The organism is Kribbella sp. NPDC006257, assembly GCF_040613535.1.
Taxonomy (GTDB): domain Bacteria; phylum Actinomycetota; class Actinomycetes; order Propionibacteriales; family Kribbellaceae; genus Kribbella.
This window is the reverse complement of the sequence record NZ_JBEXSJ010000027.1, coordinates 88576-112038: the sequence shown is the minus strand read 5'-3', so window position 1 is coordinate 112038 and position 23463 is coordinate 88576. Positions and strand designations below refer to the sequence as shown.

At 67.2% G+C, this 23463-nt stretch carries 20 protein-coding genes; 12 read left to right on the top strand and 8 right to left on the bottom strand.

Annotated features, from left to right (window positions below):
* Window positions 1-1475 (top strand): PspC domain-containing protein (locus ABZ004_RS28425; protein ID WP_355684132.1); only part of this gene is annotated, 1475 nt, incomplete at its 5' end.
* Window positions 1472-2113, top strand: coding sequence for a response regulator transcription factor (locus ABZ004_RS28420; RefSeq protein ID WP_355684131.1), 642 nt, complete (start codon window positions 1472-1474; stop codon window positions 2111-2113). The genes ABZ004_RS28425 and ABZ004_RS28420, both read left to right, overlap by 4 nt.
* Here the strand turns inward: ABZ004_RS28420 and ABZ004_RS28415 are convergent.
* The 3 genes from ABZ004_RS28415 to ABZ004_RS28405 all read right to left on the bottom strand — a co-directional run bounded on the left by ABZ004_RS28415 (window position 2078) and on the right by ABZ004_RS28405 (window position 6031).
* Window positions 2078-3316, bottom strand: coding sequence for an MFS transporter (locus ABZ004_RS28415; protein WP_355684130.1), 1239 nt, complete (start codon window positions 3314-3316; stop codon window positions 2078-2080). The two genes, ABZ004_RS28420 and ABZ004_RS28415, sit on opposite strands and share 36 nt — an antisense overlap.
* Entirely contained in the window at window positions 3313-4524 is a 1212-nt protein-coding gene (locus ABZ004_RS28410; RefSeq protein WP_355684129.1) for an L-tyrosine/L-tryptophan isonitrile synthase family protein, read from the bottom strand. The genes ABZ004_RS28415 and ABZ004_RS28410 overlap by 4 nt, the downstream gene beginning before the upstream one ends.
* Before the next feature lie 127 nt (window positions 4525-4651).
* Window positions 4652-6031 (bottom strand): AMP-binding protein, encoded by a 1380-nt coding sequence (locus tag ABZ004_RS28405; protein ID WP_355684128.1) that lies wholly within the window; start codon window positions 6029-6031, stop codon window positions 4652-4654.
* Window positions 6032-6236: 205 nt separating this feature from the next.
* Here ABZ004_RS28405 and ABZ004_RS28400 point away from each other — a divergent pair, with 205 nt between their 5' ends.
* Window positions 6237-7559 (top strand): C1 family peptidase, encoded by a 1323-nt coding sequence (locus ABZ004_RS28400; RefSeq protein ID WP_355684127.1) that lies wholly within the window; start codon window positions 6237-6239, stop codon window positions 7557-7559.
* A 53-nt stretch (window positions 7560-7612) separates the two neighbouring features.
* Here ABZ004_RS28400 and ABZ004_RS28395 read toward each other — a convergent pair whose 3' ends face one another.
* Window positions 7613-8350 carry an alpha/beta hydrolase gene (locus ABZ004_RS28395; protein WP_355684126.1) on the bottom strand — a complete coding sequence of 246 codons (738 nt, stop codon included), beginning with the start codon at window positions 8348-8350 and terminating at the stop codon, window positions 7613-7615.
* 79 nt (window positions 8351-8429) lie between these two features.
* On the opposite strand from ABZ004_RS28395, the gene ABZ004_RS28390 reads away from it, so the two are divergent.
* The 4 genes from ABZ004_RS28390 (at window position 8430) to ABZ004_RS28375 (ending at window position 12428) form a co-directional block, all read left to right on the top strand.
* Complete coding sequence (locus ABZ004_RS28390) at window positions 8430-9377, top strand: DUF1152 domain-containing protein (RefSeq protein ID WP_355684125.1); 948 nt, start codon at window positions 8430-8432, stop codon at window positions 9375-9377.
* A gap of 835 nt (window positions 9378-10212) precedes the next feature.
* Window positions 10213-10398 (top strand): YjzC family protein, encoded by a 186-nt coding sequence (locus ABZ004_RS28385; RefSeq protein WP_355684124.1) that lies wholly within the window; start codon window positions 10213-10215, stop codon window positions 10396-10398.
* An 87-nt stretch (window positions 10399-10485) separates the two neighbouring features.
* Window positions 10486-11580: a CHAT domain-containing protein gene (locus ABZ004_RS28380; protein ID WP_355684123.1), complete on the top strand. Its 1095-nt coding sequence runs from the start codon at window positions 10486-10488 to the stop codon at window positions 11578-11580.
* A 161-nt stretch (window positions 11581-11741) separates the two neighbouring features.
* On the top strand, window positions 11742-12428 hold the full coding sequence (locus tag ABZ004_RS28375) for a DUF6338 family protein (protein ID WP_355684122.1): 687 nt from the start codon (window positions 11742-11744) through the stop codon (window positions 12426-12428).
* A 659-nt stretch (window positions 12429-13087) separates the two neighbouring features.
* Here the strand turns inward: ABZ004_RS28375 and ABZ004_RS28370 are convergent.
* The gene (locus tag ABZ004_RS28370; protein ID WP_355684121.1) at window positions 13088-13852 is read right to left on the bottom strand and encodes a helix-turn-helix transcriptional regulator; all 765 of its coding nucleotides are present in this window, start codon (window positions 13850-13852) and stop codon (window positions 13088-13090) included.
* Between the two features lie 54 nt (window positions 13853-13906).
* Between ABZ004_RS28370 and ABZ004_RS28365 the strand changes: the two genes are divergently transcribed.
* Window positions 13907-15031, top strand: a complete 1125-nt coding sequence (locus tag ABZ004_RS28365; RefSeq protein WP_355684120.1) for an MFS transporter — start codon at window positions 13907-13909, stop codon at window positions 15029-15031.
* Here the strand turns inward: ABZ004_RS28365 and ABZ004_RS28360 are convergent.
* From ABZ004_RS28360 to ABZ004_RS28350, 3 genes are read right to left on the bottom strand one after another with little or no spacing between them, the layout of a single operon-like run.
* A complete protein-coding gene (locus tag ABZ004_RS28360; RefSeq protein WP_355684119.1) occupies window positions 15015-15755 on the bottom strand; it encodes a PIG-L deacetylase family protein in 741 nt (246 codons plus the stop codon). The genes ABZ004_RS28365 and ABZ004_RS28360 overlap by 17 nt on opposite strands.
* Before the next feature lie 48 nt (window positions 15756-15803).
* A complete protein-coding gene (locus ABZ004_RS28355) occupies window positions 15804-16418 on the bottom strand; it encodes an ATP-dependent Clp protease proteolytic subunit (RefSeq protein WP_355684118.1) in 615 nt (204 codons plus the stop codon).
* Entirely contained in the window at window positions 16415-17023 is a 609-nt protein-coding gene (locus ABZ004_RS28350) for an ATP-dependent Clp protease proteolytic subunit (RefSeq protein ID WP_355684117.1), read from the bottom strand. The genes ABZ004_RS28355 and ABZ004_RS28350 overlap by 4 nt, the downstream gene beginning before the upstream one ends.
* Window positions 17024-17203: 180 nt before the next feature.
* Between ABZ004_RS28350 and ABZ004_RS28345 the strand changes: the two genes are divergently transcribed.
* From ABZ004_RS28345 to pcrA, 4 genes are all read left to right on the top strand, one after another.
* A complete protein-coding gene (locus ABZ004_RS28345; protein WP_355684116.1) occupies window positions 17204-19261 on the top strand; it encodes an MMPL family transporter in 2058 nt (685 codons plus the stop codon).
* A 3-nt stretch (window positions 19262-19264) separates the two neighbouring features.
* Entirely contained in the window at window positions 19265-20410 is a 1146-nt protein-coding gene (locus ABZ004_RS28340) for a sensor histidine kinase (protein WP_355684115.1), read from the top strand.
* The gene (locus ABZ004_RS28335; RefSeq protein WP_355684114.1) at window positions 20407-21078 is read left to right on the top strand and encodes a response regulator transcription factor; all 672 of its coding nucleotides are present in this window, start codon (window positions 20407-20409) and stop codon (window positions 21076-21078) included. Before ABZ004_RS28340 ends, ABZ004_RS28335 begins: the two co-directional genes overlap by 4 nt.
* A gap of 91 nt (window positions 21079-21169) precedes the next feature.
* Window positions 21170-23455: a DNA helicase PcrA gene (gene pcrA / locus ABZ004_RS28330; RefSeq protein WP_355684133.1), complete on the top strand. Its 2286-nt coding sequence runs from the start codon at window positions 21170-21172 to the stop codon at window positions 23453-23455.
* Window positions 23456-23463: the final 8 nt, after the last annotated feature.

The following is a 23463-nucleotide window of genomic DNA, read 5'->3' as shown; positions in this document are numbered from 1 at the left end:
GGCTCCCGCCCGCTGGCCAGCATGCCCCCGGCACGCCGGGCAGCAGCGCCCCCGGCGGCACCCCACCCCGCGGCAGCCCGTACGCCGGTACGCCGACCGTCGGTGCCCCGGGCACCAACGGCTCCGGCAGCTTGCCTTACGGCGGTGCACCGGGGAGTTCGTACGCCGGTGCGCCGGGGGCTGGCGGGTCGGCGTACGGGGGTGGGCAGCAGGAGGTGCCGCCGGTTCGGCGGGCGTATCGGCGGGCCGAGGGGCGGGTCGTCAGTGGGGTTGCGGGTGGGGTGGCGGATCACCTGAATGTGTCCGACACCGTCGTCCGGCTGGTTTTCATTGCCGCCACCGTGTTCGGCGGATTCGGCGTACTGATCTATGCAGCGCTCTGGTTTCTGATGCCGCTCGCGGCTCCGACCGTGCCGGCTGCGCCTGGGCTGGCGGCGCACACTCGCGGCGGCCTCAGATCGGACCAGCCGCCGCCGATGACCGAAAGCAAGGCGCGGAGACGCGAGAAGAACCGCGGACAGATGACCGCCCTGGTCGTCGTCGGCATCGGCGTACTGCTGCTGCTCAACGTCGCCGGCCTCGGGATCGCCGGCAAGATGTTCTGGCCGCTCGTCTTCGCCGGGACCGGCCTGGCGCTGATCTGGCGGCAAGCCGACGAGGGTCAGAAGGCTGCCTGGACCAACAAGGCGCCGACGCTCGGCATGCTGTTCGGCAAGGGCGGCTGGAAGTCGATCATCCGGGTCGCGGTCGGGCTGATCCTGCTCGGCACCGCGGTGACCGTGTTCCTGGTGCAGAACGGCCGGCTGTCGATGGTCGGCGACGTACTGATCGCGCTGCTGCTCGCGGTGGTCGGCATCGGCGTCATCGCCGGGCCCTGGGTGCACCGGCTCAGCCGCGACCTGAACAACGAGCGCGGTGAGCGCATCCGGTCGCAGGAGCGGGCCGACATGGCCGCGCACCTGCACGACTCGGTGCTGCAGACGCTGGCGCTGATCCAGAAGCAGGCGAACGACCCGCGCGCCGTCGTACGGCTGGCCCGTTCTCAGGAACGCGACCTGCGGTCCTGGTTGTACGACGAGGACGACAAGACCGACCAGACGCTGTCCGGTGCGGCGAAGCGGGCCGCTGCCGAGGTGGAGGATTCGCACGGCGTACCGGTGGAAGTGGTGACCGTCGGCGACTGCGAGCTGACCGAGGGACTGTCGGCGATGGTGCGGGCGGCACGGGAATCGATGGTGAACGCCGCGAAGCACTCCGGAGCTGACAAGATTGACGTGTTCGTCGAGGTCGACGGCGACCGGGCGGAGATCTTCGTCCGGGATCGCGGGAAGGGTTTCGACACCGACGGGGTGCCGGAGGACCGGCTCGGTCTGCGGCACAGCGTGATGGGCAGGATGGAACGGCACGGCGGCCGCGCAACGGTGCGGTCGAACCCGGAAACCGGCACCGAAGTGCGACTGGAGATGGACAGATGACACAGAGGCGAGTGGTCGTCATCGACGACCACGACATGTTCCGGGCCGGTGTCCGTAGCGAGATCGGTACCTCGGTCGACATCGTCGGCGAAGGGGCCGACGTCGATTCCGCGGTGAAGGCGATCGTCGCGACCGAACCCGACGTCGTGCTGCTCGACGTCCACCTGCCCGGCGGCGGTGGTACCGAGGTGATGAAGCAGGTGCACCAGCGGCACCCGGACATCAAGTTCCTGGCGCTGTCGGTCTCCGACGCCGCCGAGGACGTGATCGGCGTGATCCGGGCCGGCGCCCGCGGCTACGTCACCAAGAACATCAGTGGGACCGAGCTGGTGGACGCGATCGGCCGGGTGGCCGACGGCGACGCCGTGTTCTCGCCGCGGCTGGCCGGGTTCGTGCTGGACGCGTTCTCGGGCGCGATCGACATCGCGTCGGTGGATGAGGATCTGGACCGGCTCTCCCAGCGCGAGCGCGAGGTGCTGCGGCTGATCGCCCGCGGCTACGCCTACAAGGAGGTGGCGCGCGAGCTCTTCATCTCGGTGAAGACCGTCGAGACGCACGTCTCTTCCGTACTACGGAAGCTCCAGCTCTCCAACCGCCATGAGCTAACCCGCTGGGCCACCGATCGCCGCCTGGTCTGAGCCCGCAGCCGTCAGGGACCGCATCTGGCGCAGTGGTGACAACAGCAACCACAGCGCCGGAAGCAGTCCGCCCACGGCCGCGATCCACAGCGTCGCCCGCAACCCGGCGAGTTGACCCAGACCGCCACCGGCGAGCGCGCCCAGCGGGATCGCGCCCCAGCTGAGCATCCTGGCCGACGCCGACATCCGCCCGAACATCTCCGGCGGACACGTGTGCTGCCGGAACGTCAGGCTGAGCACGTTGTAGACCGCGATCCCGTAGCCGGTGGAGAACGTCGCCGTCGCGAACAATGCGATCGCCCATCCGCGCCCGGCCAGCGGAAGCAACAGCCCGAACGGCTGCGCGACGCAAAGCACCACCACAATCGCCCGAACGTCCCCGAACCGCCTGCTCCAAGCCCCGGCCGATGCGGCGCCCAGGACCTGTCCGAGCCCGCTCGCCGCCAGCAACGCGCCAACGGCAGCTGACGGAAGCCGCAATTGATCCACCAGGAACAGCACCTGTACTGCGAAGCCGAGGTTGAGGAAGAAGTTGTACGCCGCACCGCAGACGACGAGCGCCCTGATCGCCGGATGGCCGAAGGTGAAGCGCAGCCCCGCCGCCACCTCGGACCGCAGTGACGTACCGGTGCGCTGAGCCGGTCTGGGCTCAGGAAGCCGCCGGATCAGCAGGGCCGAGGCGAGATAACTCAACCCCGCAAGGCCGGTCGTGTTCGCTGCGCCGATCAACTGGGCGGCCGCCCCGGCCAACGGCGGACCGCCGAGACGAGCGGCAGCTTGGGTCGTCTGCATCCGCCCGTTCGCCCGAGTCAGGTCATCAGCCGGTACTACGGATTGCACGATCGCCGGCGACGCAACGTCGTACAGGACTGTCATCGCGCCGATCAGCAGGCTGACCGCCACCAATTGGACGAAGGTGAGAAGTTCGAGCGCCGCCGCTGAGACGATCGTTGCTAGCAGCAACAAGCGGGCCAGGTTGGCGAGCATCATCACGCGGCGCCGGGGGAACCTGTCGACCCAGGCTCCGGCAGGCAGGCCGACGATGGCGAAGGCGGCGGTTGCGGAGGCGGTCAGGATGCCCATCTGCCAGGCGGAGGCGCCGAGTACGGTGACGCCGACGAGTGGGATCGAGGTCGTTCTGAGTGACGTGCCGGCCTGGTTGACCGTGTCCGCGGCCCAGAGCTTGGCGAAGGTTCCACTCATCGAGACTTCAGCCTGATCAGGTCGGTTCGCAGGGTCTCCTCGACGAGCGACGGGGCGACGTAGGCGAACGGCTGGTCAGTTCCGAGTGCGACGTAGCCGGCTGCGCGCAGGGTGACCGCGAAGTCGACACCGACGCGGTGACGCTCGTCGATGAAGCCCGTGCCGTGCCAGGGCAGCAGTGAACCGCCTAGGTAGCTGAAACCGAAGGCGCCTGGCCGGGGCGCGCCACTGGCGAGTCGGAGATACGGGAGGGTGTCGAAGAGTTGCAGTTGGTGGTCCGCGGTCGCTACTGCGGTGTACTGCGTGGTGTCTTGCCATGCCCGTCGCAGTACTTCACGTCGTGCTTCTCCTAGCGGTCCAGTCGTCGTGTAGATGTCGGAGAGGACTGCAGTGGTCCATGCAGGGTCGGAGCCGCCGGGGACCGGTACGGAATAGATCATCGAGCGGAACAAGGCATCGAAGGGAACTGCTGCCAGGCTGTTCAGGCGGTTGGTTGCGGATGCGGCGTCGCAGTACCGGATCGTCTGCGCGATCTGTCGGTGTAGACGTTCGATCAGGGAAGCGCGTTGTGACCAGCGCTCGGGAGAAGCGGTTTTTAGTGCTGCTGCTTGGTCGACGATCGTCACTGTGTTCTGTAGATGGAGTCCCGTGATCAGGTCTTCGAGTGCTTGCCGGTAGATCGATAGGTCGCTAGCGGGGCGTGGGCGGTAGTACCCGCCGTCAGCTAGCAGGGTGATGTGGACGCCTGGGCTGTAGAGCTGTCGGTAGGCACCCGCTAGTTCGGCCAGCCTGATCAGGGCCCCCGCCTCGGCGAGGTCGGGGAGTGGGCCGGATGCCTTCAGGCCGTTGTCGCATTGTTTGAAGGGGAATCCACGCAGAGCAAGGGGAATCGGCTCGCCGGCGGCGATCGCCTGGGTGATGTGGCGGTCCGTTGCCGGGGCGTTCGATCGTGATCCTTTGAGGAAGCGGTTGCGGGTGAGCAGGTGGATCAGTGCTGCTTCGGGATCGCGAGGAGCCTTGGCTGCCAGGCGATCCGCGGCGTCCTCGGCCGATCGCAGCAAGCCGTCGAAGAGGGCGGCTTTGGTCGAGGAAGAGAAGCTTGCGGTCCGTAGTACGGGCAGTTCTTCCAGGTCGGCCAGGCCGACGTGGGCGAGCGAAGAAGCCTGCCGGACCGGGGCCGTGGTGTGGCGGGCCAGGACGGTGGTCATCGTCCTGGCCCGCCGTCGATCAGAGGTTGGCGTCGCCGAAGCGAACGGCCTCCTCGATGCTCTCGATCAGCTGTTCCTTGCCCATAGTGGCTCTCCTCCTTCATCTGTGGGATATCGCCGGTGCCGGTCACCGGACGCTGGTGGGGACGAGGGAGACGAAGCTCGGCGTCTTCTCCCGTCGGCCGGTCCGGTGGAAGTCGGCTTCCGCCGCTTCCCGGACCGTGATGGTGAGCCGGTCGCCGACGACCGATCGGACCGCCTGCTCGACGGCCGCGGCAACCCCGTCGACGCAGGGGCCGTCAACCCACCCGTCAGGCCGGCGCTCATCGGGGGTGTGCGGCAGCGGGCTCACCAGGATCGTCAGGCCTTGTTCGTCCTGGACGACTTGAAGGCGGCTGAGGGGTACGTGCTCGATCGCGCGGACGACCCGCAGGGCATCGATCGACGTTCCGTCTCCGAAGGCGATCGCGCCGTGGTCGCGGCCGGCGATCAGGCTCAGGGTCGGTGCCGGGTCGCCGCAGCCGCAGGGCTCGCCGGACCAGGCGGCGATGTCGTCGGTGCGGTAGCGGACGAACGGCATCACGGGGTTGAAGAAGTTGGTGACGGTGACCTCGCCCGGTACGCCGGCCGGGACCGGCTCGCCGTCGGCATCCAGGATCTCCACCCACAGGCGATGCGTGTCCACGTGCATGCTGCCGTGGTCGCATTCGGAGGCGACCGTGCTGACCTCGTTGAGCGCGTACTGGTTGCGGACCTTGCCGCCGAAGAAGTCACTGAACAGCTCGCGGAGTGGCTGGGTCAGCGTCTCGCCGAAGGTGCGGATCACCGGTACGGCGAGGTGGTCGATACCGGCTTCGACCAGCAACTCCACCAGGCCGGCGATCCGGGTGGGGTGGCTGAAGACTGCATCGGGGGCGAAGGCGACGCAGCGCCGGGCGATCTCGGCTCTGGCTGCCTTGTCCATCTCTTCGAGGAAGCCGAACTCGGCGACGCGGGTGAAGCCGGTGTTGACCGCCGTGTACTCCAGCCAGCCGGCGCCGCCCATCTTGAACGGCTGCAGCGTCTTGCGGTCGAAGGGCAGCCCGTACGCCGTTTGGCGGGCGAGCTCGGTCGCGGCGGAATGGATGAGATGTTCCGCACTGTGGATGATCCGGAGCGGACGGCCCGTCGTACCGGAGGTCACCACTGCCACGCACTGTGCTGGATCTAGCTGATCGGAGACGTGGGCGGAGAGGTCGTCGGTGATCTGCTCCTTGGTCAGCGTCGGCAGGGAGCGCAGGAGTTCGTGGGGGTCGTCTGTGGGGTTGATGCCGAGGTCACGCCAAGCCGGCACGTCGGTCAGCACCTGGCGCAGAAGGGCGTCCAGGCGTTGGGCCTGGCGTTCAGCTTGTTGCTCGGCGGTGGGCCGTACGGCGTACAGGTCCTGGTAGGCCTGATAGACGCGAGGGAAGCGGAGTGCCTGCCCGATCAACTCCGGCTGGATGCGTGCCAGAACCTCGCTCGTCAACCGTCAACCCCCAGTGCGTCGGCTCGACCTACCTCCCTCACCGTCCGCCATCCGGAATCCCACTTTCAAGCGTTTCAACAAGATCCGAAATGAGCCTCGGTGCGCGCCGCAGTGCGGGCGGGGGTGGCGGGATTTGGACAGGGCACATGTTCGCCACCCCGACAGGGGCGCCGGGGGCTTTGGCGCTGTTATACCGTCGATTCCTATGGAGCGGAATCTCACTGCCGAACAGCTCGAACTCTTCGAGAAGGAGTTCGCGGCGCACCCGGCGTACCGGGTGATGCAGAACGCGGTCACCCAGACACCCATCGCGACGATCGCACTCGATCGTCAGGTGGTGACGAGCATCGACCATTCGGTGTCGAACCTGCTCGACGACTGGAAGGTCACGAACCAGAAGAAGAGCGGCCGGTGCTGGCTGTTCGCCGGGCTGAACCTGCTCCGGGTCGGCGCCGCCGAGAAGCTCGGCGTCAAGGACTTCGAGTTCTCCCAGAACTACCTGCTGTTCTGGGACAAGTTCGAGCGGTCGAACTTCTTCCTCGAGGCGATGATCGAGACCGGCGACCGCGACGCCGACGACCGGACGGTGGCGCACCTGCTGTCCGACCCGATCGGTGACGGCGGCCAGTGGAACATGTTCGTCGCGCTGGTCCGCAAGCACGGCCTGGTGCCGAAGACAGCGATGCCGGAGACCGAGAGTTCCTCGTCGACCGGCCAGATGAACGACACGCTCCGCCGGCTGCTCCGCCAGGGCGCGCGCGACCTGCGCAAGCTCGACGGTATCGAGGCGAAGCGGGCGCACAAGCAGCAGTTGCTGACCACGATCCACCGGGTGCTGAGCATTCACCTCGGGACGCCGCCGCAGAAGTTCCTGTGGCAGTGGAAGGACAGCGACAAGGGCTTCCACCGCGACGGCTGGACGACGCCGGCCGAGTTCGCCGCGGCGTACGTGACGCTGCCGGTCGACGAATACGTCTGCATCGTGCACGACCCGCGCCCGTCCAGCCCGGTCGGCAAGACCTTCACCGTGGACTATCTCGGCAACGTGATCGACGCGCCGCCGGTGGTCTACCTGAACGTCGACATCGAGCTGATGAAGAAGCTCACCCAGGACGCGATCGTCGGCGGCGAGCCGGTCTGGTTCGGTTGCGACGTCGGCAAGCAGATGAACGCCGACCTCGGTTACTGGGACGCGAAGCTGTACGACTTCGAGTCCGTCTACGACACCGAGTTCACGCTGGACAAGGCCGAGCGACTGGTGCACCACGAGACGCTGATGACGCACGCGATGCTGTTCACCGGCGTCGACGTGCTCGACGGCAAGCCGCGCCGCTGGCGGGTCGAGAACAGCTGGGGCGACGAGAAGGGCGCCGACGGCTTCTGGACGATGAACGACTCCTGGTACGCCGAACACGTCTTCGAGATCGCCGTACGCCGTTCCGCCCTGCCCGCCGAACTCCAGGCCCGCCTGGACGACGCCCCGATCGTCCTCCCCGCCTGGGACCCGATGGGTGCCCTCGCGGACTGACGCTCTCCACTTTCAACGCCCACCTCGCTACTTGAGGTGGGCGTTGTCATGTACTACGAGAGTGCTGCGCGGATGAGCGCGGTCCCTTCCTCCGGGCGCTCCAGCGTCGGGAGGTGACCGGCCCAGGGGAGCTCGACGATCTGGCCGTCGGGAAGGCGCTCGGCCAGATAGTTCGCGCAGTCGGTGAACCAGGCGAAGTCCTTGGCGCCGGTGAACATCCGCACCGGCATCGTCAGCCTGGCCGGATCCACTGGTAGCTCCTCGTTGTCCACATCTCCGGCCGGCACCTGCAGCTCGTAAGCCCGCCGCTGCATGGTTCGCAGAAGCTCGCGAGCCTCGTCATCGGCGTCGGGCCCGATCCATTTCTCGACGGTCAGCTCCGCGGCACCGTCCAGGTCACCGGCCTCGACCAGCCGGTTCTCCTCGTCCCAGACCGCCCGGAGATCAGGCGTCGGCACCACGTTGTCGGTCGGCGAGCAGAACTGGATCACCCGGCTGAACCGCTCCGGCGAGTGACAGGCAGCCTGCTGCACGACGTACCCACCGTACGACGCACCCACGGCGGCAACCTGCTCCGCGCCCACCTCATCGAGCACAGCCAGCAGATCCCGCGCATCGGAGTACTTGGGCTCGACCGGCGTCTCCCCGAACCCCCGCAGATCCACCGTGATCACCCGATGATCCCGGCTCAGATCACTCACCTGCCTGGCCCACATCCGAGAATCCGCCACCCCCGCATGCACCAGCACCACCGACGGCCCGTCCCCAACCACCCAACTCCGAATACTCATGCCCCGAACCCTGACTCCCCCCAACCAGTCCCCGCAAATCGTTTGTTCGGCAGCGCTCCTGCCCAGCTAGTCTCGCCGAGTGTTCACCCTTGCGGAACCACCGCTGTTCACCCGGCTGCGTGCTGCCCGTCGAGTGCTTATCGCCGGTGCCGGCGGCGGCTTCGATGTGTACGCCGGGTTGCCGCTCGCGCTGGCCCTGGTCGGACAAGGCAAGCAGGTTCACCTGGCGAACCTGTCGTTCGCAGACCTGAGCGCCCTGGAGTTGCGGGACCACGTCGCCACCGTTCGCGCCGACAGTCCTGGAGACGTGGGCTATTTCCCTGAGCGGACTCTGGCGCGCTGGTTGGCGCGCCGGGATGGCATACCTGTAGAGGTGCATGCCTTTCCCCGGGTCGGTCCGGCGCTGCTGCGTACGGCGTACCGGCGGCTGGTCGCGGAGTACGAGCTGGACGCGATCGTCCTGGTGGACGGAGGCACGGACATCCTGATGTGCGGCGACGAGGTCGGCCTCGGTACACCCGAGGAAGACATGAGCAGCCTCTGCGCGGTCGCCGGGATCGAGGGGATCGAACGGCTGGTGGTCTGCCTCGGTTTCGGGATCGACTCGTACCACGGGGTCAGCCACGCCGACGTACTGGAGAATCTGGCGGCGCTGGATCGTGATGGTGCTTACCTCGGCGCCTTGTCCATCCCGGCGAGCTCGGCCGAGGCCACGGCGTACCGGGAGGCGGTCGAGCATGCGCAGACGGCGACACCGGCCCGACCGAGCATCGTGAATGGTCAGATCGCCGCGGCGCTGCGGGGAGACTTCGGCGACGTCAGGTTCACCAGCCGGACTAGCGGCAGCGAACTGTTCGTCAACCCGTTGATGGCGATGTACTTCGCGGTCGACCTGGTCGGCCTGGCTCGGAACGTCGGCTATCTGCCGCAACTGGAGGACCTCGAACAGATGGTGGAGGTTTCGCTTGCCATCGAGCTGTATCGCGAGGAAGCTCCTCGTCGCCCGCGGCGGTCGATCCCGCACTAGCGCCGTTGGGCGAGGCGACTGGGGAGTGGAATGCACCTGGAGCGGGCAGCGGGGCTCCTCAAATTGAAGGGCAACCTGCGGCGGTGCAGTGAAGCGGTCTGGGTGCGATGTACGGGAGTGCTGGGGTGTTGGAGCGCCTTCCGCTGCATTGCTTTGCCGTCGTTGGCGGCACAGCGCGCGACGTCTTCGTGATGCCCGCGACGCTGCACGCGGTTCGAGGGGCCGAATCGGCGCTGCGGAGACGCACATCTCGGCAACGCGGGTATCGCGCGGGTTCGGTGACGTACGTGACCAGAACTTGCCAGTCATTGGACAGCGCATGACCCCACTCCAGGATCAGACCCGGCCACGGACCCTTTGGGGAGTCCAGCCTGGACCCGCGCCCGACGCGCCCGAGACGGTCACCGATCCGCTACGTCCGTTCAACCCGCGCTCGGCCCTCACCCCATGTGACACTTAGAGACAGAATGTCGCACTGAGTGTTCATTCAGGAGTAACGCTGCTTTAAGCGGATGACGGGCCTGTGTTAATAGGGGGACAAATAGATGGGGCCTTCGGCGCTCAGAGGGGGCTTTTCGGGGCGTTGACAACGTAGCCCCTTGTTTCCATGGCAGGTACTGTCGGCACGCTGTGAGACCATTAGGTGAACAAAAGCAGCCCCGGTCGGACACTCCGACTGGGTCGGAGGCCGAAACCGGGGCCAGATGCGTGCTTTCCAGGGCTACGCGCTTCTGACCATACCTACTCCTCCGGGGCGATGCACAGGACGTGCGTCACTTCGGACGCGAGTGGTCCGGTTCTGACCTTCGCCTACGCGAGACGAAGGAGAACTTCCATGGCTGAGAAGCCGAAGTACACGCCGGGTACCCCGGCACCGAAGTCCGGTCAGTACAAGGTTGTGGGACCCCGTGGTGGCGACCGTGGCCGCGAGGTCACGTCCACCGAAGGGCACCGACTGCCGCCGGCCCAGAAGGGCGAGCGGTACGTCCTGGACGACGCCACTCGGCACAAGCGCAAGTAGCCGCACCAACTGGGGGACAGTTCGCCGTCCCCCAGTTGCTGCGTGCTCCGTCTGGCAATCCCGAGGACAAGACAGGACTCCTGAACCATGAGCATTTCGATGTACCGACGTCAGTACCAGCAGAAGGTCAAGGAAGCAGCGGACGCTCAGAAGAAGGCGGCTGAGGCGCGCACGAAGGAAGCCGCGAAACGGCAGGACGCGAACAAGGCGCAAGGGGCGGCTCAGAAGTGCACAAGTCCCACCACGTACAAGTCGCGGATGAACGACGCCGATCGCGCCCTCACTGCGGCCAACAGGTACGGCAAGGAAGCCTCCGAGCTCGAGAAGAAGGCGGCGCGCTACGGCAGCGAAGCCGCGGACCTGCAGGTGAAGATCGCGAAGGCGGAGCAGGCCGAAGCTGACCAGGCCGAGCGGAAGCGCAAACGCGACGAGCAGCAGCGCAAGACCGAGCAACTGCGTCAAGCTCGGGAAGTCGCGGCCGAGCGGCACCGGATCGAGAACCGGCTCAGCGCTACGGAAGCGAAGGCAGATCACGCGTTGCGGAAACTTGCTGCACCGAAGGCGGAGAAGCTACGGGTCCTGATGCTCGGAGCGTCACCCGAAGGGGACCTGCGCGTCGGCCGGGAGCAAGCCAAGATCCGTAAGGCCGTCGAGCGAGCCCTGCACCGCGAGCAGATCGAACTCGACGTTCGTACCGCCGCAACCACCGACGATCTGCTTGACGGGATCGCCAGGTTCCGCCCGCACGTCGTGCACTTCAGCGGGCACGGTGCCGACCAAATCATCGGCTTCGAGGACGACGTCGACGAGCGCCACATCGGTGTCGTTGTCACCGTGGACGGCTTCGGCTCGGCCTGTGCCGCGACCGACACTCCGCCCATCCTGGTGGTGCTGAACGCATGCAAAACCGCGTCGGCCGCTGAACGGCTAGTCGCGCGTTTCGCACCGATTGCCATCGGAATGACTGGCGCGGTCGACGACATCGACGCAATCACCTACGCGACAAGCCTGTACGCCTCGATCGCCAACGGACACTCCGTCAGCTCCGCCCACATGGCGGGCAAGGCAGCGGTCGAACTCGCCGGCGGCGAGTACGAGATGCCGTGCCTCGTAGCAGCCGACGACGTCGACCCGACAGGTGTGAAGCTGGTGAAGCACTCGGACGAAGAAGAAGCCGCCTAGTAAGCCCGGACCTTCTCCTGGGCGACACGATCTGGAGCTCTGGGCTTTCAAGGATGTTCGGCGAGAGAACTGAGTCGGAGTCAGGCGCCAAGGATGGAGAAAAGTTCTTCGAGCCGGCGCTGAGTCTCACATCAGTACCCAACGAAGAGGAGGGCCGCTAAGTGTCGATCCCATCGACGAGCACCCAGCTGCTGATCCTGCTGTTGTTCGTCGTACCCGGCTTCGTCTACCAAGGCGCCCGGATCAACATGCGGGGCCGGCGGCCCGCCGACGTCGAGTTCTCCACCCGGCTCATCACCGCCATGGTCACGTCGGCCGTCTTCGGTCTGCTCTACCTCGCGATCGCGGGCTCGTTGCTCGTCGAGGCAGCGAACGGTGAAGGCTGGCTGATCAGTCATCCTCGCCTCGGAGCCCTCATTGCGTTGGTGGCAATGTTCGGCATCCCGGCCGCGGTCGCACTGGTGGATCTCTCCGAAGCAAGGCTCTGGAGGAAACTGACAGCGCGGGCTTCCTACGACGTAACACCAACTGCATGGGACAAGGCCTTCCAGGAAGGCCAGGAGTGCTTCGTACGCATCCTGACCGCGAACAACAAGTGGATTGCCGGGTACTACGGGACATCGTCCTACGCGTCGTCGTTCCCCGAGAAGCACGAGGTCTACCTCGAGTGGGGGTTCGAAATCGATGAGAACGGCCGGATCGGCAAAGCGATGCCGGACAGTTATGGCCTAGTCGTTCAGTGTGACGGCGCGGTCCTGATCGAGATGCTCGCACCAGGAACCCCTGGAGCACCGGAAGCTCCGGAAGAGCCGCGCCGCCGGCGCCGGCTACGTCTGACCCTGAGCTAAAGGTCGAAGAGAGGAGAGGTATGTCGAAGAAACTGCCGCCAAGCCATGGCGGGTATCGCGCCAAGCCAGCAGGCGGCAAGGCTGAGCAAAAGACCAAGAACGATTCTGCAGGGAAGCGGATCCCGCCCGTGCCCCCGCGTCCAAGCAACGGGGGCGCGACCAGTGCCAAATAGACGAACGCGGATCACCGGGGAGAACCAGACGACGGCGGAACGCGGCTGGAAAGGTCCGGTAGCAATCGCCCCGACACCACCTCGAACTCCGCCACCGCCGCCACCCCGGCCCAGCAAAGGAGCTGCGACCAATGCCAAATAGAGACGATCGACTGCCAGCACGGCCCAACCAACCGGGTGAAGAGAAGGGCTGGAAGCCCGCGAAACCGAAGCCGGCCGCGGCGCCTCCGCGTACCCCTCCCCCGCCCCCACCATCAGGAGGAAGCAGCGGAGGCGTCAGCAGTGCCCGATAGTCCGAGAGGCGAAGCGAGCCCGAACAAGGCGGGCATACAGGAAGGCTGGAAGGGCCCGAAAACAGTTGCGGCACCTCCGCGGCCCCGTACACCTCCCCCTCCACCGCCGACAAACGGTGGCGGGAAACGGTAGATACCGCCAGCGGCCGGCGGCCACTCTCGAAACCCGTAGACGAGAGCGAGGCACGGGTGTTCAGTACTTTGCACCGCGAGTTGGGGCGCCAGCCCGCCGCTGTCCGGGGGTGGTGGTGAAGGTTTGTTTGTAGGTGTGGATGAAGGCGCTGGGGGTGGACCAGCCGCAGGTTAGGGCGACTGTGGTGACGGGGTGGGAGTCGGCTAGGAGGATGAGGGCGTGGTGGAGGCGGAGTTGGGTGCGCCATTGGGGGAAGGTCATGGCGAACTCGGTGCGGAAGAGGCGGGAGAGGGTGCGTTCGCTGGCGCCTACTGCGGAGCCCAGGGCTGACAGGGAGCGGTTGTCGGCTGGGGTGGTGTTGAGGATTGCGCAGACTGCGGCTAGGCGGGAGTCGCGGGGTGCTGGGAGGCGGAGGGCTGTCTGCTCGGTGGAGAGTTGCAGTTGGTCGAGCAGTACTGCGCGGAGGCGGTGGCGAGGTGCACTGTCGTCTGAAGGGTCGTCGGTGTAGGCGATGATCAGTTCACGCAGCAGGGGGTGGACTGAGAGGACTGCTGGCTTGTTGAGGCCGAGGGGGTTGTCAGTGAGGCCGACTAGGTGGAGCGCGGTTTCGCCGTAGGCGCGGTGGGCGTGGGGCGTGCGAGCGGGGACCCAGATCGCACGGGTGGCGGGTGCTACCCAGGTGCCTTGGTCGGTGGTGATCGAGTTGACGCCGGCGGCCGCGTAGACGATCTGGTGGTCGTCGTGGACATGCAGGTCGATCCGCTCGCCGCCGGCCAATTGGCGCAGGGCGGTCGGTGCTTCGGGTTGCTGGCGGATTTCTGACATATGTTGTCAGATTAGCGGAAGCCAGCCATGCCCTTTAGGTTGCAGCCTGTCAGCATGGCGAAACGCACTGCAACCCTGGTGATGGCAGTCGGTCATTCCGGCGTGGATTTCTACCAGGGACTGATCCCCGTCCTCGTACCGTTCCTGGTGCTCGACCGAGGTCTCAGCTACTCAGCTGTCTCCATCGTCGTTCTAGCTGGAACAGTGGCGTCCGCTGCAACGCAGCCAGCTTTCGGTTGGCTAGTGGATCGCCGGACACTTCCCTGGATCCTCCCGGCCAGCATGCTGGCCTGCGTGACAGGCGTGGTGCTACTAGGCGCGTCCAGTTCCTTCGGCATGACCCTGGTCGCCGCTGCGATCGTCGGGCTGGGCGTAGCGGCGTACCACCCGTCTGCTGCTCGCATCGCTCGGACAGTGACAGGCGGCGGTCATCGGGAGATGAGCTGGTTCTCTCTTGGGGGCAATGCAGGCTTCGTACTCGCGCCACTCGTCGCAGGCCCAGTCCTGTCCGAACTAGGTCTGCACGCGACTGCCTGGCTCGCAGTACCGGCTCTAGTGGGCATAGCAGTGACAGTGCCTGTGCTGTCGAAGTACAAGCCAACTACTGCCAACCGTGTTGCAGCAAAGGGCTCTGACGACTGGCCTGCGTTCGGCAAGCTCACATTGATCGTCGTACTGCGCTCCATCGCGTACTTAGGTCTCGCAGGATTCATCGGCCTGTACGCCGTGCAGCGCGTCGGCGGAGGAGGCCGAGCCGCAACAGCCGCCGTGTTCGCCCTCTACGCCGGGGCAGCCATCGGGACGGTACTGGGCGGCCGCTTCGCCGAGCGATGGGGCCGGCTGCCCGTAGTACGGGCTGGTTATCTTGCTACGACTCTGCTGTTGCCGGTGCTCGTCGTGGTTCCAGGGCCTTCGTTGTACGTCGCAGTAGTCCTAGTCGGTACTGCGTTGTCGCTGCCGTTCTCCCTGCACATCACACTCGGCCAGGACATGTTGCCGACGCGACCAGGAACCGCCAGTGGAGTCACGCTAGGACTGGCGGTTTCGGCTGGCGGACTGTTCGCGCCACTGATCGGAGCCGTCGTCGACCGGACGTCACTGAGGGCAGGACTGACTTTCCTCGTGGTGTTCGTCGCGGCTGCCTGGCTGATCAGCCGGCGACTCAGCCCAGCCGGATGACCGCGAAGCCCTCCGCGAGCCGGCCCTCGGGGAAGCCTGCGGCAGCAGCGTTCTGAGCGTTCCAAGCCCTGATCCGCTCCGGCAGCTGGCTCGGATCGGGGTGCTGGCTGACGTGCGACAGGATCGCCTTGACCTTCGCATCGAAGTGGTCGGTGATGTCCACGTAATGGTTGTTCTCGTGGTGCGCCTGCAGCCAGAGCTCGCCGACGGTCCACGCCTCCAGGCCCTCGTCCTCGAGCAGGTCCGTGAAGGCATACGGATTGCCGGCGGCCGGGAAGAAGGCCCGGGTGGTCGCCTCGCCGGCGGCCAGGTGATCCGGGTGCGAGGCCGGCATCCGGGCCCAGTTCCGCTCGGGCGACGAGGTGACGAGCCGTTGCGGCCGGACCTTCCGGATCACCCGCACGATGTCCCGGACGAGCCCGAGCGACGGCTCGAGCTCCCCGTCGGAGTAGCCCAGGAAATGCAGGTCCCGTACGCCGACGTGCTCGGCCGCCGTGGTCTGTTCGGCGCGGCGCACGGCGGGCATCTCGGCCCGGTCGCGCTCCGGCTCGAACCCGCCGGCCTGGCCGTCGGTCACCAGGCAGTAGCTCACCTCGATACCGGCCTGGGTCCAGCCGGCGATCGACCCGGAGGCACCGAAGTCGACGTCGTCGGGGTGGGCGACGACGACCAGGACACGCTCGATCTCTTCGTCAGGACGGGGATTTCCGGCAGGCAGGCTCACATCCCGACCTTAATTCACGCGTTCCCGAGGGCAGCCATCCCCGGTAGTTCACGCGTTCTCGAAGGCGGGCATCCCGGGGCGGTAGAGGATCACCTGGTCGACGATGCCGTACTCGTGCGCGGCCTCGGCGGTCAGCACGTGATCGCGATCGGTGTCGTGCCGCAGCTTCTCCACGGACTGCCCGGAGTGCGAGGCGAGGATCTCCTCCAGCTGGTTGCGGACCCGGACCAGCTCGTCGGCCTGCAGGATCAGGTCGGGGATCGTGCCCTGCCCGCGAGCGGCCGGCTGATGCAGGACCACCCTGGCGTGCGGGAGGATCGCGCGCTTGCCCGCCGTACCGGCTGCCAGCAGGACGGCGCCGACGCCGATCGCCTGACCGACGCAGACCGTCGCGATCGGCGTACGGATGAACCGCATGGTGTCGTAGATCGCGAGCATCGCGGACATGTCGCCGCCCTCGCAGTTGATGTAGAGCTCGATCTCCTGCTCGGGTTTGTCCGCCGCGAGGTGCAGCAGCTGGGCGATCAGCGCATTCGCGACGCCGGCGTCGATCGCCGTTCCGAGGTAGATGATCCGCTCGGACAGCAGGTGCGAGTAGACGTCCATGATCCGCTCGCCGCGCGGGCTCTGGGTGATGACGTTGGGGATCGTGTAGCTGCTCATCGGGTAACTCCAACTTTCTCGTGCTGCAACGGCATGACCTGGCCGAACGACTCGACGATGTGGTCGATGAAACCGAACTCGAGCGCCTCCGGGGCGGTGTACCAGTGGTCGTGCAGGGAGTCCTCGTGCACGGTCTCCAGCGGCTGACCGGTGTCCTCGGCGATCAGGTTCAGCACGGTGTCGCGGATGTACCGCAGGTCGTCGGCCTGGATCTCGATCTCGGCCGCCGATCCGCCGATCCCGGACGAGCCCTGATGCATCAGGATGCGCGCGTGCCGGAGCGCGAAGCGCTTGCCCGGCGTACCGGCGGACAACAGGAACTGGCCCGCGCTGCAGGCCAGCCCGAGTGCGAGCGTCGACACATCACACGGCACCAGCCGCATCACGTCCCGGATCGCCAGCATGGAAGGGACCGACCCGCCGGGTGAGTGGATCCATAACGCGATATCGGTCCCCGGATCCTCGGCGGCAAGCGTGAGGATCTGCGTCGCGAGCAACGTCCCGTTGTCGTCGTTCAACACCCCATCGAGCACAATCACCCGCTGTCGCAGCAGTTGTTGCCTGGCTTCCGGACTGAACATGGGCACTTTGGACTCTTCAGACATGTCTTCAGCCTGTACGCCGCTCGCCCGCCACCCCACCTTTTCTGCTGTCAGCAGGTCTGCTCTCAGCCGATCGAGTGCAGTTGTCGACCACGGGAGTACTGCGGACTGTCCACTGTGGGCGGACGATTCACCTCACGCTGCTGGGCCAGTGTTTGAGGTCCACAGACAGGGGAGGTATTCATGTTCACGTTGCCGGCTGGGCGGCGGGGTAAGTGGGGTGTCGTAGCGGTCTGGGTGCTGTTGCTGGTGGCGGTGTTCCCGTTGGTCGCGGGCCTGAGCGATGTGCAGAGCGACGACGCCACCGATCAACTGCCGGGCGGCGCGGAATCGACGCTCGTGCATCAGACCGAGGACCGCGTCCCGGGCTCCGAGGACGACGAGCTGATCGTCGTCTATCACCGCGACGGCGGTCTCGCCGACGGGGACAAGCAGGCGGTGGCGCGGCAGCACGCCGCGCTGGCACGGGAGTTCAAGGTCGACATGCCGCCGGTCCCCTCCGAGGACGGCACGGCCCTGATGTACGCCGTCGGCCAGCCGGCGAGCGCGGACGACCCGGGTGTCGCCAGGTTCGTCGAGCGGGTCCGGGCGGTCACCGCCGACCGGCCGAGTGGTCTGCGGGCCGAGGTGACCGGCCCGGCCGCGATCGGGGCGGACGTCGACGCGGTGTTCGACGGAATCGACACCACCCTGATGCTCGTCACCGTCATCGTCGTCGCGATCCTGCTGATCATCACCTACCGCAGCCCGTTCCTCTGGCTGGTGCCGCTGCTGAGCGTCGGGGCAGCCGCGTACCTGGCGATGGCAGTGGTCCGGGTCGTCGCCGGCGCGCTGGACCTGAAGGTGAGCACGCAGAGTTCGTCGATCATGATCGTGATGGTGTTCGGCGCCGGGACCGACTACGCGCTGCTGATCGTCGCGCGGTACCGCGAGCAACTGCGCCACCACCGCGACGTGCACACCGCTATGCGGGCCGCGCTGAAGGGCGTGGGACCGGCGATCCTCGCGTCGGGATCGACGGTCGCCCTCGGCCTGGGGTGCCTGTTCGTGGCCGACATGAACGACATCTCAGGGATCGGCGTGATCGGTGCGCTGGGCATCCTGGCGACGCTGGTCACCATGCTGACGCTGTTCCCCGCAGTACTGACGGCGCTGGGCCGCAAGGTCTTCTGGCCGCGTGTCCCTGTCCTGGCCAGTACTGCGCCCGCCGGCCGCGACTGGTGGCGGTGGGTCTTCGCCCGGCCGTTGCGGTCGGCCGCGGTTTCGGCGCTGGCGCTCGGCTTGCTGGGACTCGGGGTGCTCGGGCTGTCGACGGACCTGAAGGAGGCCGACTCGTTCACCAACACTCCGGAGTCGGTGACGGGGTTCGCGACGCTTGATCGGGCCTACCCGGGCGAGGGTGGCCGGCCCTTCACCGTTGCGACTCCTACCGACCAGGTGGCGAAGGTGCTCGCCGTGGCCCGTGCGACGGACAAGGTGGTGTCAGCGGAAACCGAGCGCGAGGGCAACGGCTGGTCGCTGGTCGAGGTCGTACCAGCGGCTCAGCCGGACAGCGATGACGAAGCGGCCGTGATCAAGCGACTGCGGGCCGATCTGCCACCCGCGGCGCTGGTCGGTGGCGAAGGGGCCGAGCGCGTCGACGTCCAGGAGGCTAGCGCCGCCGACACCAAACTGGTGATTCCCCTCGTACTCGCCGTGGTGTTGCTGGTTCTGTTCCTGCTGCTCCGATCGCTGGTCGCCTCGCTGCTCGTCGTGGCCGCGGTTGTGCTCTCCTGGCTCGCGGCACTTGGACTTGGCTCTCTGGTGTTCGAGAACGTGCTCGGGTTCAGGGGCGTGGAGCCGACCTTGCCGGTGCTGGTGTTCGTGTTCCTGGTGGCGTTCGGCGTCGACTATGCGATCTTCCTGGTCGCCCGGATCACCGAGGACCGCAAGGAACTCGGTACCACCGTCGCCACCCGGCGGGCGGTGCGGGCCACCGCACCGGTGATCGCGTCGGCCGGATTGGTGCTGGCGGCAACCTTCTCGGTGCTGGCGTCGTTGCCGTTCGTGCCGATGGTGGAGATGGGCGTGGTGGTCGCCGTCGGGGTTCTGCTGCAGACTCTGCTGGTAGCGCCTGCGATGCTGGCGCCGCTGGTGGTGGGCCTGCGCCGATGGATCTGGTGGCCGAGCCACCCCACGGACAACCCACCACCGGCAGCAGTCCCGGACGAGTCGGTGCTGATCGGCGAGGAACGGAGCTGAGGGATGGGGACGGTGGCCCTGGCGGGAGCGAGGCGGTGGGGGATCGGCAGGGGCGACCTGCTGCTGACCGGGGCGCTGTTGATCCTGCCGCTGGCCGCCGTCTTCGCCCTGCCGTGGCACTGGCTCGAGGACAGGCAACTCGACGCTCTCGGGATCACCCTGCTCGTTCTGGCGACCATGCCGGTTCTCGTCAGACGCCGCTACCCGATCCAGGCGCTGCTCTTCTGTGTAGCCGTCCAGATGGCCTACCACGCCTTGAACTACACGCACGAAGTCATGCTCCCGGTAGTGGTGGTCCTCATCTACACGGTGTCCCTGGCCACCTCCCGCACCTCGACGCTCGCGATGGTCGGAATCAGCGTCGCCGGAGTCCTGGTGAGCGCGAGCGTCCCGCGAGACGAATCGATCGGCGCGGAGGTGATCAGCCCTCTTGGCTGGTTCGTGGTCGCCGCGGTCGGTGGCCAGGCGATGCGGCTGCACCGTGCCCTGCTCACGGAGACGAGCGAGCGCCGGGTCGCCGAGGAGCGGCTGCGGATCGCGCGCGACCTGCACGACGTGCTGGCCCACCACATCGTGGTGATCAACGCCCATGCCGGCGTGGCCGCTCATCTGCTCGACGAGCGCACCGACGATCCGGCCCTCGCGCCGATCTCGCAGTCGCTGCACACGGTGGCGGACGCGAGCAGCGGCGCACTGGCCGAGCTGAGAACCACCCTCGACGTACTCCGCGGCAACGAGGTCGACGCGGATCGGCACCCGACGCCGGACCTGGCCGGCCTGGCCCGGCTCGTAGCGGTCACCACAGCAGTCGGAGTACAGGTCGAGCTGCGCATCAAAGGCACCAGCCGGCCGCTGCCGCCAGCCGTCGAGATCACCCTGTACCGGATCGCGCAGGAGGCCCTGACCAACGTGGTGAAGCACGCGCACGCCCGACAGGCACTGGTGCAGCTCGAGTACGACGTCGGGGAGGTCCGGCTCGAGGTCACCGATGACGGCCGGGGCAGCTCCGACAGCGGCAGCACAGCCGGCTACGGCATCGCGGGGATGAACGAGCGGGCGCAATCCGTCGGTGGTCAGCTGGTCACCGGCGCCGGCCGGTACGGCGGATTCCGGGTCGCGGCGACCGTACCTACTCCGGGAGCGCGATGATCAGGGTGCTGCTGGCCGACGACCAGGAACTGGTCCGGAGCGCCTTCGCGATGCTCGTCCGCTCCGCACCGGACATGGACGTCGTCGGTGAGGCCGCCGACGGCGACGAGGCGGTCGAGCTGGTCCGGTCGACCCGGGCCGACGTCGTCGTGATGGACATCCGGATGCCGGGGACGGACGGGATCACTGCCACCGCCACGATCGCGGCCGACGAGGACCTGAGCGGCGTACGGGTGCTGATCCTGACCACGTTCGAGAGCGACCAGAACGTGGTGGCCGCGTTGCGTGCGGGGGCGAGCGGATTCCTGGTCAAGGACACCAAACCCGCGCACCTGCTGGCCGCCATCCGGACCGTGGCCGGCGGCGAGGCGCTGTTGTCCCCCGGCGCGACCCAGGCGCTGATCGAAAGAGTGCTGAGGCAACCCGATCCGGCCGGCCCGGCACCCGGCGCACTGGCCGCGCTGACCAGGCGGGAACGCGAGGTACTGACGCTGATCGGCCGCGGCCTGAGCAATGCCGAACTCGCCGGACAACTGGTGATCAGTCCGCTGACCGCGAAGACCTACGTGAGCCGGTTGCTGACGAAGCTGGACGCCCGCGACCGGGCCCAACTGGTGATCGCCGCCTACGAATCCGGCCTGATCCGCACCTCCGGCAAGGACGGGTGAGACACCTTCGTCCCACGCAATCGGTGTTTGTCGGTCGGGGTGTCTAAGGTGGTGGGCGATGACGACGCTCTTCTCTCCAGATGAACTCCCGATGCCGCTCGAGGAGCCCAAGAAGCACCGGCCCGACCCGGAAGAACTGCTCGAAGGGCTGAACCCGCAGCAGCGGGCCGCTGTCGTGCACGCGGGGAAGCCGCTGCTGGTGGTCGCGGGGGCGGGGTCGGGCAAGACGCGGGTGCTGACCCGGCGGATCGCGTATCTGCTGGCGGCCCGGGACGCGCATCCGGGCTCGATCCTGGCGATCACGTTCACCAACAAGGCCGCCGCGGAGATGCGCGAGCGGGTGGTCGAGCTGGTCGGCAACCGGGCGAAGCTGATGTGGGTCTCGACCTTCCACTCCAGCTGTGTGCGGATCCTGCGCCGCGACATCAAGCGGTTCGGGATCAGCTCGACCTTCTCGATCTACGACGACACCGACTCCCGCCGGCTGATGACGCTGGTCTGCCGCGAGCTCGATCTGGACGTCAAGCGATACAACCCGCGCGCGATCCTGAACTGGATCAGCACGCAGAAGAACGAGCTGATCGATCACGAGTCGGCGGCCTCGAAGACCTCCAACCACCTGGAGGAGACGTACGCCGAGTGCTACCGGATCTACCAGGAGCGGCTCGCGCAGGCCAACGCGCTGGACTTCGACGACCTGCTGATGACCACGGTCAACCTGCTGCAGGCGTTCCCCGAGGTCCGGGAGTATTACCGCAGAAGGTTCCGCCACGTCCTCGTCGACGAGTACCAGGACACCAACCACGCGCAGTACACGTTGATCCGTGAGCTCTGCGCGGAGCTGGAGCCTGGTCCGAACGACGGCCCGGTCAGCCCGCCGGCCGAGCTGATGGTCGTCGGTGACTCCGACCAGAGCATCTACGCGTTCCGTGGCGCGACGATCCGCAACATCCTCGCGTTCGAGGAGGACTTCGTCGGCGCCGAGACGATCCTGCTCGAGCAGAACTACCGCTCCACCCAGACGATCCTGTCCGCCGCCAACGCGGTGATCAGCCGCAACGAGGGCCGCCCGGCGAAGAACCTGTGGTCGGACTCCGGCCAGGGCGAGCAGATCGCGGTCTATGTCGCCGACAACGAGCACGACGAGGCCCAGTTCGTCGCGGACGAGATCGACCGGCTGACCGATGCCGACGGAGTGAAGCCGTCCGACGTCGCCGTCTTCTACCGGACCAACGCGCAGTCCCGGGTGTTCGAGGAAGTCTTCATCCGCACCGGCCATCCGTACAAGGTGGTCGGCGGCGTCCGGTTCTACGAGCGCAAGGAGGTCCGCGACGCGCTCGCGTACCTGCGGGTGCTGACGAACCCCGAAGACACCGTCTCGCTGCGAAGGATCCTCAACGTCCCCAAGCGCGGCATCGGCGAACGGGCCGAGGCCGCGATCGAGGCGCTCGCCCTGCGAGACCGGATCACCTTCTCGGCCGCGCTGCGCCGGGCCCAGGACGCCCCGGCGATGGCCAGCCGGAGCGCCAACGCGGTCCAGGGTTTCGTCGACATCCTCGACGAGCTGACCGCGATGGTCGACTCGGGTGCTCCGCCGGACGACATCCTGGACGTCGCCCTGCACCGCAGTGGGTACTACGAGGAGCTGCAGAAGTCACCGGATCCGCAGGACGAGACCCGGCTGGAGAACCTGGACGAGTTCATCTCGGTCGCCCGCGAGTTCGTCGAGGAACGCACCGCGGCCGCCGAACCGGCTGACCTGCAAGCGTTCCTGGAGCGGGTCGCGTTGGTCGCCGACGCGGACCAGATCCCGGACGCCGCGACCGACGGTGTCGTCACGCTGATGACGTTGCACACCGCGAAGGGCCTGGAGTTCCCGGTCGTCTTCCTGACCGGCATGGAGGACGGCGTCTTCCCGCACTCCCGGTCGCTGACGGACATGAAGGAGCTTGAGGAGGAACGACGGCTCGCGTACGTCGGGATCACCCGGGCGCGCCAACGCCTCGCGATCTCCCGGGCCGCCGTCCGGTCGGCGTACGGGGCTCCGCAGCACAACCCGCCGTCGCGGTTCCTCGAGGAGATCCCGGCCGAGCTGCTCGACTGGCGGCGCGACGAGTCGGCGATCACCCGCTGGTCGGGGACCGGTACGTCGGGCGCCGGCGGGGTTCAGAGTCGCTGGGAGCCGGCCCGCCGGACCGCCGCGGACAAGGCCGTGATCAGCCTGAACCCAGGCGACCGCGTCGTCCACGACAGCTTCGGGATGGGCACCGTCGTGGTCGTCCGCGGCGAGGGCCAGCAGTCCCAGGCCGACATCGACTTCGGCTCCGAAGGAGTCAAGCGCCTGCTGCTCAGATACGCACCGGTGGAAAAGATTTAGCTCTCGAC

Bases quoted from the DNA above. Each gene is read 5' to 3' on its own strand.
- ABZ004_RS28420 (WP_355684131.1), top strand. From the start codon at position 1,472: ATGACACAGAGGCGAGTGGTCGTCATCGACGACCACGACATGTTCCGG.
- ABZ004_RS28385 (WP_355684124.1), top strand. From the start codon at position 10,213: ATGGCTGAGAAGCCGAAGTACACGCCGGGTACCCCGGCACCGAAGTCC.
- ABZ004_RS28370 (WP_355684121.1), bottom strand. From the start codon at position 13,852: ATGTCAGAAATCCGCCAGCAACCCGAAGCACCGACCGCCCTGCGCCAA.
- ABZ004_RS28345 (WP_355684116.1), top strand. From the start codon at position 17,204: ATGTTCACGTTGCCGGCTGGGCGGCGGGGTAAGTGGGGTGTCGTAGCG.
- ABZ004_RS28410 (WP_355684129.1), bottom strand. From the start codon at position 4,524: ATGACCACCGTCCTGGCCCGCCACACCACGGCCCCGGTCCGGCAGGCT.
- ABZ004_RS28355 (WP_355684118.1), bottom strand. From the start codon at position 16,418: ATGAGCAGCTACACGATCCCCAACGTCATCACCCAGAGCCCGCGCGGC.
- ABZ004_RS28365 (WP_355684120.1), top strand. From the start codon at position 13,907: ATGGCGAAACGCACTGCAACCCTGGTGATGGCAGTCGGTCATTCCGGC.
- ABZ004_RS28340 (WP_355684115.1), top strand. From the start codon at position 19,265: ATGGGGACGGTGGCCCTGGCGGGAGCGAGGCGGTGGGGGATCGGCAGG.
- ABZ004_RS28380 (WP_355684123.1), top strand. From the start codon at position 10,486: ATGAGCATTTCGATGTACCGACGTCAGTACCAGCAGAAGGTCAAGGAA.
- pcrA (WP_355684133.1), top strand. From the start codon at position 21,170: ATGCCGCTCGAGGAGCCCAAGAAGCACCGGCCCGACCCGGAAGAACTG.
- ABZ004_RS28395 (WP_355684126.1), bottom strand. From the start codon at position 8,350: ATGAGTATTCGGAGTTGGGTGGTTGGGGACGGGCCGTCGGTGGTGCTG.
- ABZ004_RS28400 (WP_355684127.1), top strand. From the start codon at position 6,237: ATGGAGCGGAATCTCACTGCCGAACAGCTCGAACTCTTCGAGAAGGAG.
- ABZ004_RS28415 (WP_355684130.1), bottom strand. From the start codon at position 3,316: ATGAGTGGAACCTTCGCCAAGCTCTGGGCCGCGGACACGGTCAACCAG.
- ABZ004_RS28350 (WP_355684117.1), bottom strand. From the start codon at position 17,023: ATGTCTGAAGAGTCCAAAGTGCCCATGTTCAGTCCGGAAGCCAGGCAA.
- ABZ004_RS28335 (WP_355684114.1), top strand. From the start codon at position 20,407: ATGATCAGGGTGCTGCTGGCCGACGACCAGGAACTGGTCCGGAGCGCC.